The sequence below is a fragment of the Actinoplanes siamensis genome (assembly GCF_016862395.1).
GTDB lineage: Bacteria > Actinomycetota > Actinomycetes > Mycobacteriales > Micromonosporaceae > Actinoplanes > Actinoplanes siamensis.
This window is the reverse complement of record NZ_BOMW01000051.1, coordinates 31,865-45,034: the sequence shown is the minus strand read 5'-3', so window position 1 is coordinate 45,034 and position 13,170 is coordinate 31,865. Positions and strand designations below refer to the sequence as shown.

At 71.9% G+C, this 13,170-nt stretch carries 17 protein-coding genes; 7 read left to right on the top strand and 10 right to left on the bottom strand.

Annotated elements, in window-relative coordinates; all coding sequences use genetic code 11:
- The first annotated feature begins 13 nt into the window (after nt 1-13).
- Nucleotides 14-535 (top strand): hypothetical protein, encoded by a 522-nt coding sequence (locus Asi03nite_RS25315; protein ID WP_203682955.1) that lies wholly within the window; start codon nt 14-16, stop codon nt 533-535.
- Nucleotides 536-592: 57 nt separating this feature from the next.
- On the opposite strand, the gene Asi03nite_RS25310 is transcribed toward Asi03nite_RS25315, so the two are convergent.
- The 3 genes from Asi03nite_RS25310 to Asi03nite_RS25300 all read right to left on the bottom strand — a co-directional run bounded on the left by Asi03nite_RS25310 (nt 593) and on the right by Asi03nite_RS25300 (nt 3,009).
- The gene (locus Asi03nite_RS25310; protein ID WP_203682998.1) at nt 593-1,573 is read right to left on the bottom strand and encodes a DNA polymerase domain-containing protein; all 981 of its coding nucleotides are present in this window, start codon (nt 1,571-1,573) and stop codon (nt 593-595) included.
- Between the two features lie 298 nt (nt 1,574-1,871).
- Complete coding sequence (locus tag Asi03nite_RS25305) at nt 1,872-2,261, bottom strand: hypothetical protein (RefSeq protein WP_239102911.1); 390 nt, start codon at nt 2,259-2,261, stop codon at nt 1,872-1,874.
- Nucleotides 2,254-3,009: a TetR/AcrR family transcriptional regulator gene (locus Asi03nite_RS25300; protein ID WP_203682954.1), complete on the bottom strand. Its 756-nt coding sequence runs from the start codon at nt 3,007-3,009 to the stop codon at nt 2,254-2,256. Before Asi03nite_RS25300 ends, Asi03nite_RS25305 begins: the two co-directional genes overlap by 8 nt.
- A gap of 83 nt (nt 3,010-3,092) precedes the next feature.
- On the opposite strand from Asi03nite_RS25300, the gene Asi03nite_RS25295 reads away from it, so the two are divergent.
- Nucleotides 3,093-3,956, top strand: a complete 864-nt coding sequence (locus tag Asi03nite_RS25295) for an NAD(P)H-binding protein (protein WP_203682953.1) — start codon at nt 3,093-3,095, stop codon at nt 3,954-3,956.
- Between the two features lie 353 nt (nt 3,957-4,309).
- Here the strand turns inward: Asi03nite_RS25295 and Asi03nite_RS25290 are convergent, their stop codons facing one another.
- The 4 genes from Asi03nite_RS25290 to Asi03nite_RS25275 all read right to left on the bottom strand — a co-directional run bounded on the left by Asi03nite_RS25290 (nt 4,310) and on the right by Asi03nite_RS25275 (nt 7,932).
- Complete coding sequence (locus Asi03nite_RS25290; RefSeq protein ID WP_203682952.1) at nt 4,310-5,557, bottom strand: ABC transporter substrate-binding protein; 1,248 nt, start codon at nt 5,555-5,557, stop codon at nt 4,310-4,312.
- A 232-nt stretch (nt 5,558-5,789) separates the two neighbouring features.
- Entirely contained in the window at nt 5,790-7,082 is a 1,293-nt protein-coding gene (locus Asi03nite_RS25285) for an MFS transporter (RefSeq protein WP_203682951.1), read from the bottom strand.
- Nucleotides 7,082-7,618: an ArsR/SmtB family transcription factor gene (locus tag Asi03nite_RS25280; protein ID WP_203682950.1), complete on the bottom strand. Its 537-nt coding sequence runs from the start codon at nt 7,616-7,618 to the stop codon at nt 7,082-7,084. The genes Asi03nite_RS25285 and Asi03nite_RS25280 overlap by 1 nt, the downstream gene beginning before the upstream one ends.
- Nucleotides 7,619-7,683: 65 nt before the next feature.
- On the bottom strand, nt 7,684-7,932 hold the full coding sequence (locus Asi03nite_RS25275; RefSeq protein WP_203682949.1) for an SCO4226 family nickel-binding protein: 249 nt from the start codon (nt 7,930-7,932) through the stop codon (nt 7,684-7,686).
- Between the two features lie 369 nt (nt 7,933-8,301).
- On the opposite strand from Asi03nite_RS25275, the gene Asi03nite_RS25270 reads away from it, so the two are divergent.
- On the top strand, nt 8,302-8,985 hold the full coding sequence (locus Asi03nite_RS25270) for a hypothetical protein (protein WP_203682948.1): 684 nt from the start codon (nt 8,302-8,304) through the stop codon (nt 8,983-8,985).
- A 19-nt stretch (nt 8,986-9,004) separates the two neighbouring features.
- On the opposite strand, the gene Asi03nite_RS25265 is transcribed toward Asi03nite_RS25270, so the two are convergent.
- Nucleotides 9,005-9,634 (bottom strand): TIGR03086 family metal-binding protein, encoded by a 630-nt coding sequence (locus Asi03nite_RS25265; protein WP_239102910.1) that lies wholly within the window; start codon nt 9,632-9,634, stop codon nt 9,005-9,007.
- A 62-nt stretch (nt 9,635-9,696) separates the two neighbouring features.
- Between Asi03nite_RS25265 and Asi03nite_RS25260 the strand changes: the two genes are divergently transcribed.
- A complete protein-coding gene (locus tag Asi03nite_RS25260) occupies nt 9,697-10,101 on the top strand; it encodes a MarR family winged helix-turn-helix transcriptional regulator (protein ID WP_203682946.1) in 405 nt (134 codons plus the stop codon).
- Between the two features lie 2 nt (nt 10,102-10,103).
- On the opposite strand, the gene rnhA is transcribed toward Asi03nite_RS25260, so the two are convergent.
- On the bottom strand, nt 10,104-10,571 hold the full coding sequence (rnhA, locus tag Asi03nite_RS25255; protein WP_203682945.1) for a ribonuclease HI: 468 nt from the start codon (nt 10,569-10,571) through the stop codon (nt 10,104-10,106).
- A gap of 285 nt (nt 10,572-10,856) precedes the next feature.
- On the opposite strand from rnhA, the gene Asi03nite_RS25250 reads away from it, so the two are divergent.
- Entirely contained in the window at nt 10,857-11,771 is a 915-nt protein-coding gene (locus tag Asi03nite_RS25250; protein ID WP_239102909.1) for an ABC transporter ATP-binding protein, read from the top strand.
- Nucleotides 11,772-11,853: 82 nt separating this feature from the next.
- Complete coding sequence (locus Asi03nite_RS25245; RefSeq protein WP_239102908.1) at nt 11,854-12,615, top strand: ABC transporter permease; 762 nt, start codon at nt 11,854-11,856, stop codon at nt 12,613-12,615.
- Between the two features lie 14 nt (nt 12,616-12,629).
- Here Asi03nite_RS25245 and Asi03nite_RS25240 read toward each other — a convergent pair whose 3' ends face one another.
- Entirely contained in the window at nt 12,630-12,890 is a 261-nt protein-coding gene (locus Asi03nite_RS25240; protein ID WP_203682943.1) for a hypothetical protein, read from the bottom strand.
- A gap of 3 nt (nt 12,891-12,893) precedes the next feature.
- On the opposite strand from Asi03nite_RS25240, the gene Asi03nite_RS25235 reads away from it, so the two are divergent.
- Nucleotides 12,894-13,094 carry a hypothetical protein gene (locus Asi03nite_RS25235; protein WP_203682942.1) on the top strand — a complete coding sequence of 67 codons (201 nt, stop codon included), beginning with the start codon at nt 12,894-12,896 and terminating at the stop codon, nt 13,092-13,094.
- Nucleotides 13,095-13,170: the final 76 nt, after the last annotated feature.

Sequence of the window (13,170 nt, the reverse complement as noted above, 5' to 3'; positions counted from 1 at the left end):
TTAAGGTGATCGGGTGACCGCCGCGGAACTGCTCGCCGCCTCCGGCCGCTTCCCGATCGCGCCCGGCCTGACCGATCGTGAACTCACCGACCTGGAAGCCGAGTTCGGCTTCTCGTTCGCTCCCGACCATCGCGAGTTCCTCGCGGCCGGTCTGCCCACCGGGATCGGATGGCCGGACTGGCGCGGTCGCGACCGGTCGGCGCTGCGCGCCTCGCTGACCGCGCCGGTCGAGGGAGTGCTGTTCGACGTGGCCGAAAATGATTTCTGGTACGAGGGGTGGGGCGCCCCGTTCGGCGACAAGGTGGCCACGGCCCGCGCCGGGCTGATGATCGCGCCCCGGATGATCCCGCTCTACGCGCACCGCTATCTGCCGGCGGCCATCCCCGGCCATCCGGTGCTCTCCATCTACCAGACAGACGTGCTGTGTTACGGCGTGGACCTCGCGGACTGGCTGCACCGCGAGTTCGGCCTGGGCGAGCCGGCGAACCGGCGGGCGCGGCCGACCGTGCCGTTCTGGAGCGCGCTGGCCTCCTGACTTCTCGGGTCTCGCCTCGGCCCGCCGATGCGGCCGGTCGTGCCCTTTCGGAGTTCGCTAGCTTCCCGACTCCTCGCGTCTTGCCCTGGCCCGGCGCTTGCCCTCGTGCATGGCCTGCACCCGGGCCACCGGGATGGTGTGCCCCTCCGCGATCAGCCCGGGGTCGAGGGTCTGCGGCGCCGGCATCCCGGAAGCCCACGGATCGCCGTCTTTCAAGATCTCGATTGCCGTACGGATGGTGAAGTCGCCAGGCGTCACCTCGTCCAGCTCGTCCCAGCCCAGCGGAAACGACACCGGCACGCCGGGCCGGATCCGGGGGCTGTAGGCGGCGGCCACAGTGGCCCCGCCGGCCCGGGTCGCGTCGAGGAACACCTTGCCGTGCCGGTCCTCACGGATGAACGCGGTGGTGGCCCGCTCCGGATCGATCCGCTCGGCGCGGGCGGCGACGGCGCGCTGGGCGGCGGCCACGTCCTCGGGCGCCGGGTCACCGGCCAGTGGGACGAAGACGTGCACCCCCTTGGACCCGCTGGTCTTGACGGCCCCGGTCATCCCGGCCCCGGCCAGCGCCTCCCGGACCAGCCGCGCGCCGAGCACGGCGAGCTCGAACCCGCCGCCGTCCGGTGGATCCAGGTCCATGATCAGATGCGTCTGCCGGTGCGGCGTCCCGGCCAGCGCCAGCGCCGGGTGGTACTCGACGGCCCGCTGGTTGCCGAACCAGAGCAGCGTCCGCCGGTCGTTGCCCAGCGCGTAGGTCACCTCGCGGTGCGAGGCTTCGGCCCACACTGTGGTGCGCGGGATCCAGTCCGGGGTGTACTTCGGCAGGTTCTTCTGCATGAACTGGTCCTGGCCGCGCAGCACCCGGATCACGGACAGCGGCCGATCACGCAGCACCGGAATCAGGCGGTCCGACATGGCGTCGAGGTAGTCGACGAGGTCGCGCTTGGTAGCCCCGGCGTCGGGAAAGATCTCCTGGTCCAGGTTGGTCAGCGGCACACCGTCGCGCTCTTCCTTCGGCTCGGCGGCCTTGCCGCGGCTCACCTTCGGCCGCGCTCTCCCCGGGTCCTTCTTGGCCGGAGCCTTGCCCACGCCGTCCTGCGCCGCCGTGCGGCGCGCGTCCCCCGCTGGTGGCGCGTGGCCCGCTGCTCCGTTCGGTCCCGCCTGGCTCGCGTCTTCCTCTGGCCGCGCGTCGCCCGGGCCTCGTTCCCGTCGCGCCGCCTGCCGGCTCGCTCGCAGCCGATCTCCTCCGGGCTCGTTCTCCAGCTGTGCCTCGATGCGCTCCTCGGCCATGCCGTCCATCATCCACCGACGCCCCGAACGCCGCTGCCGGGCGCGACGTCTATCCGTCGCCCGCGAACCGCCGTGCGATGTCGCGATGCAGGGCGACGGCCTTCGCGGCGTCCTCCGCTGAAACGCTCAGCCCCGGCGCGACACCGGCCCCGGGCGACATCCCGAACAGCGACTCCAGTTGATCCGCGAACTGCCGGTGCTGCTCACCCGCATACTCCCGGCACAGCAGGCACGTCACCCGCTCCGGATGCGGCGAAGTCGCCGCGAAGGCCACCCGCCTCCCGCACCCGGTCTCCACCTCCGCCGGCAGATCCGCGACCAGCCCGAACGTGGACGCCAGCAGATTCCGGACGTCCTTACTCGCTCGCACGAGGTTGCCGTCGACGTGCACATGAGGATCCCAGGCATCGCTCACGGACAGCAGTCTCTCATCATTCATGGATCAACCCCTGCGCCGGCTGTGGTGAGCCGGTGGTGAAAGTCCGGCTCTGCAACTCGGCGATGGCTCGGGCGAGCCACTCCGACATGAGCGTGCGCTCCGCGGGGCTCAGGCCGGGGAGGTCGGCGACCGCCGTGGCGAAGGCCACCGCCAGTGGCAGCACGCCGGGCTCGGCCGCGGCCGGTCGGCCGGTGAGGATGGCGGCGGTGACCGCGTCGAACATCGCCGTGGCCAAGGACAGATCGCGGGTGGCCGGAGGCTGGGACAGCAGGGCCACGATCGTGCCGCTGCCGGCAGCGTGGATGATCTCGGCGGCGTGCGCCTCGTCGACGCGCAGCAGGCCGGCCTCGGCCAGCCGGTGGACCCGGTGGTGCAGCACCTCGCGCCCCGCGGCGGTGGCTGGTGACTTCCGGCCCGGAGTGTTGATCAACAGATAGAGCTCCGGGTTGGCCAGGCCGAACTCGATGTGCTGATCCCACCCGGCGCGCAGCTCGGTCAAGGGGTCGTCAGTCCCGGGACTGGGCTTGGCGTGCACATACTCCACCATCACGTGCTCGGCCAGGGCGTCGAGCAAACCGTCCTTGTCGCGGAAGTGTCGATAGATCGTCGGCGGCTGCACGCCGGCGGCCTGCGCCACCCCGCGCGTGGTGACGGCGCGGGCGCCCTGCTCGCGAAGCAGCCGGCTCGCTGCTTCGACGAGCATCGCGCGGACCTCGCCGCGCGGTTCTTCCTCGAACTCCTCGACCATGAACCAACGATATCACCTCTTGCGTTCCACTGGAATTCCAGTGATAACGTCTTGGGCGTTCCGCCGATAACCGAGGGAGTGCCATGATCGTCGTGACAGGAGCCACCGGCCGCCTGGGGTCGCGCATCGTCGACCAACTGCTGGAGCGGGTGCCAGCCGAGCGGGTCGCGGTGAGCGTCCGTGACACCGCCAAGGCCGCCGGTCTAACCGAGCGGGGGGTGCGTGTCCGCCGTGGTGACTTCACCGAGCCCGCCGCGCTGGCGCATGCGTTCGAAGCGGCCGAGCAGGTCCTGGTCATCTCGGCCGCGATCCGGGGAGACGGCGCGTTCGTGGCCAACCGTGCCGCGATCGACGCCGCCCAGCGCGCCGGAGCGAGGCGCATCCTCTACACCAGCCACCAGGCCGCGTCACCGGATTCGCTGTTCGGCGCGCAGCCGGTGCACGCAGCGACCGAGGCCTACCTGGCCGGCACCGGTGTCCCCTTCACCGCCCTGCGCAACGGCTTCTACACCAATACCATCCCCATGCAGATCGGCGACGCCCTGCAGACCGGCCGCCTGCTCCTGCCGCAGGACGGCCCGTTCTCCTGGACCGACCACGCCGACCTGGCCGAGGCCGCGGCGATCGCCCTGACCGAGGAGGGCGCCCTGGACGGCGTGACACCTCCTCTGACCGCCCCCGAGTTGCTCGACTTCGCCGACGTCGCGCGCCTGCTGACCGAGCTCACCGGCCGCACCGTCACCCGGGTCGTCATCGGCGACGAGGAGTGGAAAGCCGCTGCCGTCGATGGTGGCTACCCGCCGGTCGCCGCGGAGTTCATGCTGGGCATGTTCCGCGCCGCCCGCCGCGGCGAGTTCGCGGTCACCGATCCGGCCCTGGAGAAACTCACCGGCCACCCGGCCACGTCGGTCCGCACGATTCTGGAGCGTTTCCTGGCCGATGCGTGATGTCTCGCCGGACCGCCGCGGTCGTCAGGACAGTGCCGCCGGTTGTGGTTCGCCGCGCCGGCCGCAGCCCTGCCGAAGTGCGGCACGACGCTGCCGTCGCGCTGCGGGCTCTCGGCCCGAAAGGAGGGGAGCTGACTGCCGTTGATCGGCGTGCCGGGCCGAATCGCTGTCCCGCGTGGTGCGGGGTCGAGGGCGGCTGAGGCTGGTGACCTGACGGCTTGAAGCCTGCTGACAGCCCGCCGGCCTGAGACCCGCTGGCCTGGAGTCTGACGGCTTGAGGCCTGCGGGCAGCCTGGCCGCTTGAGGCTTGCCGGCCCGGAGACTGTCGGGCCGGCGTGTGGCGTCGGTGCGGCTTATCGGCGGATGAACTGGTTGGCGGCTTCGGCCAGGGCGGATTGGAGGGTTTTGGGGTCACGGCTGGTGGAGTAGGCACGCAGCGCCGCGTTCACCGCGCTCTGCCAGGGCTGGGAGCAAGCCGAGCCGTGGGCACAGGACGGTACCGGGGTGGCCGACTTCCAATCGGCCATGGCGGACTGCTGGTACGGGGAGTAGCCAGTGGACACGATGTCGGTGCGGGCCGGGATCGAGCCCTTGGCGGCGTTGAAGGCCTGCTGGCCGGCTGCTGAGCCGACGGTCTTCAGCCAGCACTCGGTGCCGGTGCGGTTGGAGGCGCCGGTGGAGAGGGTGAACGAGTCGGCCAGCCACTGGAAGGCCTTGCCGTTGCCGGGGAAGGCGAACCAGCCGTACCCCGGGAAGCCCTTGGCGGTGAGGTCGGCGGCTTCCCAGTCGCCCATCAGCTGATAACCGGCCTTGCCGTCGATGAGCAGACGTTCGGCCTGGGGCCAGTCGAGCGTGTCCCGATCCAGGTTGCCGTAGTTGAGAAGGACGGTGAAGTCGTTGATCGCCTTGGTCACCGGGGTGCCGCGCCAGTCCGTGTCACCGGTGAACAGACCGGAGAAACGGGCCGGGCCCAGGTCGCTGATCAGGACCGCTTCGAGAAGCATCAGCTGGGTCCAGTCGCGGCCCAGAGCGAGCGGGGCCTCGACGCCTGCGAATTTCAGTTTCGCCAGGTCGGCGACGAAGGTGGCGAGGTCCTTCGGCGGGGCGGTGATTCCGGCGTCGGCCAGCACGGCCGGGTTGGTCCAGACGACGTTGGCGCGGTGGATGTTGGCCGGGATCGAAAAGATCTTGCCGTTGACGGTCAGATCCTCGACCAGGCCCGAAGGGAGGACGTCACGGAGGCCCCAACTGTCGTAGTACGCGGTCAGGTCCTCGACCTGTCCCGCGTCGATGTAGTCGGTCATCTCCGCCCCGGCGTGGGCCTGGAAGGTGTCCGGCGGGTCGTGGCGGGCCATGCGCTGGGTGAGCTCCTGCTTGGCGTTCACACCGGCGCCACCGGCCACCGCTCCGTTCTCGAAGCGCTGGCCGGGGCAGTCCGTGCCGAACCGGCTGACCAGCGCGTCGAGGCCGGCCTTCTCCCCGCCCTCGGCCCACCAGGTGAACACCTCGACGGTGTCGGGTGCGAGAGCATCGTCGTCGATCGAGCCGCAGGCGGAGGCGCCGAGCAGCGCGGCCACTGCGAGAAGGGCCACCATGCGCATGACGCCCAGACTATTACCGAACGGTGGAAAGCGCCGCTCCGGAGGTGGCCATGGGCTGTTGCCGGGTGGCGTCCGGGAAACGAGGCGATCGGAAGCTGCCTGGCCCATGGCTACGGCCGTGATGTCGGAGGTGGGTGAGGGAACCGGGGAGACGGTGCGCAGGTGTGGTGGCCACGGCTGTGACGTCGAAGGTGGATGAGAAAACCGGGGAGACGGTGCGGAGGTGTGGCGGCTACGAACGGGCTTCGGTGGTGGGCCGGGGACCGTGAACTGTGGAAGGAGGCGGTACCCGCTCCTCAGAGGTGGGTGACGCCGGAAGGTCGCGGCGCCCCCGGAACGGGCCGAGCAGGATGATCAGTCCGGAGAGGGCATAGGTTCCGGCCATCACCGCGACGGTGAGGCGGTTGCCGTACGCCGTGGCCAGCATGCCGCCGAGGACCGCGCCGAGCGGGATCGTGCCGTAGTTGACGAACTGCATCCCGGTGAGGACGCGGCCCAGGAACTCTGGGGGCACATAGGTCTGGCGGAAGCTGCCGGTGATCACGTTGGCGACCACCACCAGGGCGGCGACCAGGGCTGTCCCGGCCGCGAACAGGGCCAGGCCCCAGCCGGCCGTCGTGCACGGGATCAGCAGCGCGGAGAACCCGGCACCGGCTTTGCACCAGCGCATGGTGCGGGCCGCGCCGTGCCGGCGTACCAGGAGGGGCACCGCGAAAGCGGCGGCGACGCCGCCCAGTCCCGAGGCGGACAGCAACAGCCCCACCGTGCCGGTGCCGACGCCCACGTCGCGGACCAGGAAGACCACGTTCAGCGCGGTGTATCCGGTCAGCGCCAGGTTGGCCGCGGCGCCGTGCGACATCAGATTGCGCAGGTACGGATCGTGGACCAACCAGTGCACCCCGGCGAGGATCTCGCGCGTGATGTCCTGCCGTGGCACATGGGCGACGGGGCGCTCGGAGCGGCGGATGAGCAGCAGGCCGAGGAACGACGCGGCGAAGCTGGCGGCGTCGATCACCAGGCCGGTGACCGCGCCGGCCACCGCGGCCAGCGCGCCGCCCAGGGCCGGGCCGGCGATCTGTGTCGCCGACTCGCTGCCGTGGGCCAGGGAGTTGGCCTGCACCAGGTCGCCGGCCTGGAACATGGCCGGCAGGTAGCCGGTGTACGCGATCTCGAAGAACACCGAGGCCACCCCGGTGAGCAGGGCGACCGCGAGTAGGTGGGCGACGGTCAGACGGCCCAGCCAGGCGGTCACCGGAACGCTGGCGACCAGCAGCGCACTGGCCGCGTCGGCGGTCAGCAGCACCGGGCGCTTGGCCATCCGGTCGACCCACGCGCCGGCCGGCAGGCCGATCAGCAGCCACGGCAGCCAGGCCGCGGCGGTGAGCAGGCTGACCGTGAACGCGCCGGCGTCCAGCACCTGGACGGCGATCAGCGGGGTCACCACGCTCGCGACGGAGGTGCCCAGCTTGCTGACGGTCAGACCGCCCCAGAGCCTGCGGAAGTCGCCGTCCCGGAAGAGCGACATCACGGCCTCGCCGGGAAGCCGCGGCCCAGCACGAACACCGGCTCCCGGTCGGCGCGCTCCGGCCGGTCGCGGAAACGGGCGATCAGGGCGTTGATCTCCGCACCGAGTTCGGCGAGTTCCTCGGGGGAGAGCCGGAGCCAGCCGTCGGTGGAGAACGCGCTGTCGCCCCACGGCTCGGTGCGCGAGGCGGGGCTGCCCAGCCAGGTGCGCACCAGGTCGATCTGCCGCTGCAGGCCGATCGCGTCGGCGGCGTCGGCGGCCTCCGGCGGGAAGTCCGCCGGGTTCCAGCTGAGCCGCTGGTCGATCATCCGCCACCAGTGTTCCTTGCGGTTGCGGGCCAGCTCGGGCGCTTCCTCGATCAGCCCCGCGTCGGCCAGCACCCGCAGGTGGTGGCTGACGTTGGCGACCGCCTGGCCGGTGGCTCTGGCCAGGGCGCTCGGCATCGAGGGGCCGTCCACCCGCAGCGCGTCGAGCAGGCGGCGGCGCAGCGGGTGGGCGATGGCCTTGAGCGTGGCCTCGTCTCGAATCTCAGCCATGCCCTCAGCATGCAAAGTAAAGAGCTGTTGCGCAACAGCTATTTACCAACCTCGGGCGGGCGGCCTCACACCTCGGCGGTCAGCTCGAAGACCTGGCTGGCCGGATGGCCGGCGCGCTCGTGCACGCGCATCACGGCCTCCTTGCTGGGCCCGGTGCTGAGGCAGAACACCTTCCCGGCCTCCGGGGCCAGCCAGGCGCGCTCGAAGTGCACGCCCTCCTCGCCCTCGATCTTCAGATCGGCGTCGTGTTCCGCGTTCAGTTGTTCCGCGGTGACGTCGAAGAATCCGTCGTGGACGTCCATGAACTTCGCCATCGGAATGTTCCTTTCCGCAATGCCGCTTTCCGCAATGCCGGAAGTGCGGCGAGAATCTGACACCTACAGCCTGCTCCGGCAGGGCCGGGGCCGGGGCCGGTTCGCCGGCGGGCCACCGCGACTTCGGTGCTGACCAAGCGGAAACCGGGAGTGGCGCGGCCACGCGGAGGACCGGGAAATCGCGGAAGATCTGCTGATTCCACCGGGCGGGCGCGGCGTTTGTCCCGAGTGCTCCCGGACGAACTCGTGCGACGCGGTGCGCTCGGGCCGCCGAGTGGCCGGCCGTGGTCGAGCCTTCGAGCTAATTCCATCGTGGTCCGTCAAAAGGAGAATAGCTCGCTGTCAATCACGCTCGGCACAATCTCCGGCATGAGCGTACCGGGGAACTCCGTCATCCTGCTTCTCCTGCTCAGCGCGTTCGTGGGCTGCGTCGGATACGCGATGGGCCGGCTGCACGAGCGGCGGCAGAGCGGGGAGGAACGGGAAGAGGCGTATCGGGACGGATACGATCACGCCGCCCGCAGTGTGTTCAGTCTGGCGGCCCGGGTGGCGGGTCCGCGGCGTCGCGGGGCGGTCCGGGCTTCGGCCGCGGTGGCGGGGGACCCCGCGCCGGTGGCCTCCGCGACCCCCGCGCCGACGGGGAGGACGTCCTCGCGAACGGAAGGTCCGGTCGCGGCGGGCCCGACGTCCGGCCGCCGCGGGCCGGAACGCGCCGCCGGGCCGTCCTCCTTCGGCTTTCCGGCGCCGACCCCGCACGTCGTGCCGGGCCTGCCGGAGCCGGCGGCGGAGGGCGGGGTGCGCTACTCGTCGCTGCCGGATCCGAGCGGGGCGCCGGGGAGCGCGTGGTCCCCGGTGCCCGCGCCGCGGCACGCCGCCGCGGCGCCACCGGAGCACCCGGAGAACGTGGGGCGGCACACGCTGCCGGACGAGCTGGTGCGGGCGGCCACCTACAAGCTGGCCGCGGACCGGACGGCGCGGGCCAGGATCCCGTCCCAGCAGGAGCGGCCGTCGGATCCGGGCCGCCCGCCGGTGCCGCGTCCGCGCGGGCGGTGACGGCGTACGGCCGTACCCCTCAATCGTCTTCGGAGAGAAGCTCAGCGCCGGAACCCTCATCCCGGCGGCCCAGCAGTAGCAGGATCTCGGTGAGCGGGCCGGCGCCGGGCGGCACCGGCATCGCCGGGCCGAAGGCGGCGCCGGGGCGCAGGCGGTCCGGGCCGGTGGGGACGGACCTGGCGATCGGCAGGGTGGCGGCGAGGATCTCCGCGGGCGGGCTGAACGGCAGGCCCAGGCTCGTCGCCACGTCCCAGCCGTGGACCACGTAGTCGACGAGGTGGAACGCGACGGCCAGGCGGCCCGGGAAGCTGTGGTCCGGGCTCAGCTCGGGCAGCCGGAACGGGCGCTCCAGAAGATCAACGGCGGAGAAGGCCTGGAGTACGTCCTCGGCGGCTTCGGCATACCTGTCGGCGAAGTCGGCGCCGGGCCGGGTGGGCGTCCAGACGCCGAGGTCGGCGCCGTGGCCGCGGGCGGCCGCCGCGAAGCCGCGATGTTGGACGGTCATGTGCGCGATCAGGGCGGACAGATCCCACTCGGCGCAGGGGGTCGGGCGGGCCAGGTCGGCCGGGGTGGCCCGGACGACCAGGCCGACGGTGTCGCGGACGGCGGCGGCGTGCAGAGGTCGCAGGTCTCCCGTAATAGTAAGCATATGCATACGATCTAACTCCGCTTACGGTTCGTCAAGGCCGCGGGGCGTGAAAAGCTGCGCGGATGGCGAGGGACGATCTCGGCGCGATGGTGGCCCGGCTCGGGCGGCGGCTGCTCGCGATGGAGCAGCCGATCCTGGCCCGGCACGGGGTCTCGATGTGGGCCTATGTGGTGCTGAACGGGCTGGCCGGCGGGTCGGTGCGAACCCAGGCGGCGCTCGCCGCGCGCATCGGGGCGGACAAGACGCGGCTCATCCCGGTCCTCGACGACCTGCAGGAACGCGGGCTCATCGAGCGGGAACCGGATCCCGCCGACCGGCGGGTGCGGCTGCTCGCGCTGACCGATTCCGGTCGTGAGGTGCACCGGGTGGTGCGGGACGAGATCCGTACCGCGGAGGAGGCCCTTCTGGAAGGTCTGGCCCCGGCGGACCGGGAGGCCTTCGTGCGGGCGCTCGTCACGCTCTCCTGAGCTCAGAGGCGGGCGGCGGCCACCGCCTCCTGCAGGCCGCGGGCGGCCAGGCGGTCGGCGCGCTCGTTCTCCGGGTGGCCCGCGTGGCCCTTCACCCAGTGCCAGCGGACCTCGTGCCGGCGGACCGCGGTGTCCAGGCGCTGCCAGAGATCGACATTCTTGACCGGCTGGCGGGAGCTGGTCTGCCAGCCGTTGGCGCGCCAGCGGGGCAGCCACTTGGTGATGCCGTCGCGGACGTAGACGCTGTCGGTGTAGATGTCGACGACCAGCGGGGCCCGGTTGAGCGTCTCCAGGGCGCGGATCGGGGCCATCAGCTCCATCCGGTTGTTGGTGGTCGAGGTGGCCTCGCCGCCGCACAGGTCCTTCTCCGCCGTGCCCCAGCGCAGCACCGCGCCCCAGCCGCCGGGACCGGGATTCGGCACGCAGGCCCCGTCGGTGTAGATCTCGACGACGCGGCTCCGCTCACTCATGCCGCGAACCCTATCCAAACCCGCCCTCCGGTCCGGCCCGTGCCCGACCCGGGGAACCGGCCCAAAGTACGGGTGAGGGGGTCGTGGGCAGGGGGCGGCGGGGCCGCCGGGAGGGGAGCGCGGGTGCCGGGCATCGAGGAGGTGGCGGGAGTGAACGGGCGCTGGCGAGGGCCGCACGGCAGTGAGGGAGACCATCCACGGGCCGCCCCGGGCGGGGCGCCCGCCCGGCCGCCGTATCGTGGCCGGAGGCGGATCGGATGGGCGGAGCTCATGGTGGGTGGCGACGTGGCCGCGGTTGAGGTACGAGACGTCGTGGTGCGCTACGGCGACACGACGGCCGTCAGGGGCGTCTCGCTCCACGCCCCGCGCGGGCGGGTGCTGGCGCTGCTGGGGCACAACGGCGCCGGCAAGACCAGCCTGCTCCAGGTCTGTGAGGGGTTCCGTGAGCCGGACGCCGGCACGGTCCGCATCCTCGGCATGGATCCGATCGCCGAGCACGACGCGCTGATGCCGCGCCTGGGCATCATGCTGCAGTCCGGTGGTGTCTACCCGTGGGCCGCCGCGGGCGAGATCCTGCGGCTGTTCGCCTCCTTCGCGGCGACTCCGCTCGATCCGGACATGCTGCTCGACCGCCTCGGGCTCCGCAAGGTGGAGAAGACCCGGTTCCGCCGGCTGTCCGGTGGTGAGCAGCAGCGACTGAGCCTCGCGGTGGCCCTGGTCGGGCGGCCCGAGCTGGTGTTCCTGGACGAGCCGACCGCCGGCATGGACACCGAGGCGCGGCACACCACCTGGCAGTTGATCGAGGAGCTCCGCGCCGACGGCGTCTCCGTCCTGCTCACCACCCACCTGCTCGACGAGGCCGAGCGGCTCGCCGACGACGTGGTGATCATGCGCTCCGGTGAGGTGGCGGCCACCGGCACGCCGGCCGAGCTGACCGCGGCGGCCGGTATCGACCTGCTGGAGGTCCGCGCCAACCCGGGCCTCGACCTGGCCGCCCTGAAGACCCGCCACGAGGTCGCCGAGACCTCCCCGGGGGAGTATGCGATCACCGGCGCGCTGGACACCCGGGCGCTGGCGGACGTCCTGGCCTGGTTCGCCGCGGCGGACGCCCACGTCACCGCGGTCAGCAGTCGCCGGCGCACGCTGGAGGACGTCTACCTCTCGCTGACCAGTCAGAATCCGGTCGGAGCGGCGCAATGAGCATCACCACCCGGGCCACGCCGCGGCCCCGCGCCGTCCGTGGGCCAGATCCCCGCCCGACCAGCACGGTAGGAGTTGTGCAGTGACCGCCGGAACCTTCGCGCCGGCGCCCGGCCGGGCGCCGATGCGCACCATCATCGGCACGCAGATCCGGATGGAGCTGCTGCTCACGGCGCGGCGCGGCGAGGCCGTGGTGCTGGCCATGGGCGTTCCGCTGCTGGTCCTTCTCGGCGCCGGCCTGACGCATGCCACAAACCTTCCCACCGGCGACCGGCTCGGTTTCGTGGTCCCGGGCGTGCTCGCGCTGACCGTGATGTCCACAGCCTTCACCGGGCAGGCGATCACCACGGGCTATGAGCGCAGTTACGGCGTTCTCAAACGCCTCGGCGCCTCTCCGCTGACCCGGCCGGGGCTGCTGCTCGCCAAGACCGCGGCGGTGCTGGTCCAGATCGTGCTGCAGGTGCTGTTCCTCGGGCTGGTCGGTGTGCTGGTCGGCTGGCGCCCGCAGTTCGGTGACATCCTGCCGGCCGCCGGGGTGACCGTGCTGGCCGCCGCCGGGTACAGCGGGCTCGCGCTGCTGCTGGCCAGCGTGCTGAAGCCGGAGACGACGACAGGTGCGGCGACGCTGATCTACGTGCTGATGCTGTCGGTCGGCGGGATCATGTTCGCGGCGCCGGATCTGGGCCCGGTGGGCTGGTTCCTGCTGCCACTGGCAGCACACGCTCAGGCGCTGCGGGACACGCTGACGGACGGCGCGAGCATTCCACTGTCGATCTGGCTGGCGCTGGCGACGTGGGCGGTGGTCTGGCCGGCCGTGGCGGCCCGGAAGTTCCGCTGGGAGTGACGGCCGGCGCGGTTTCACCGGGCGGTTGACCCCGGGGCGCGGTCGGGGCACCGGGTTTCACCGGCATCATCACGCTGATCCAGGCCGCCGGCCCGGAGCTGCGCGACGAGCTCCTGGCGTTCGCGGTCCGCACCCCGCGGGAGAATCTGGGCCGCCCGTGACGCCCTGTCGCGGACCAACCCAAAACCGGTCGGCAACGCGCCGCCCTGCAACTGCTGCGGACCGCCCGCCGCGCCGCCGTCGAAGCCAGCGCTGACGCTCAGCAACAGCCGCATGCCATGGTCATCACCGCACCGGAGCAGCTACGTGCCCGCTTCCGCGGGCAGAGCACCCGCATCGTGCTCAGCACTGCCACCCGCCTGCGCCCCGCCACCGCCGACGACGTCGAGGTGTTCACCAGCCTGAGCGTGTTACGCGAGCTCGCTCGCCGGGTCCGATTCCTCGGAACAACGCGCCCTCAACCCCTTGACGCGTCATAGGAGCGTCCTCGATCCCCCAAGACACCCCTGGGCCGCAGCCGTGAAGAGCGAGAGGTCTCCCGGAGCGGCGCGGGCA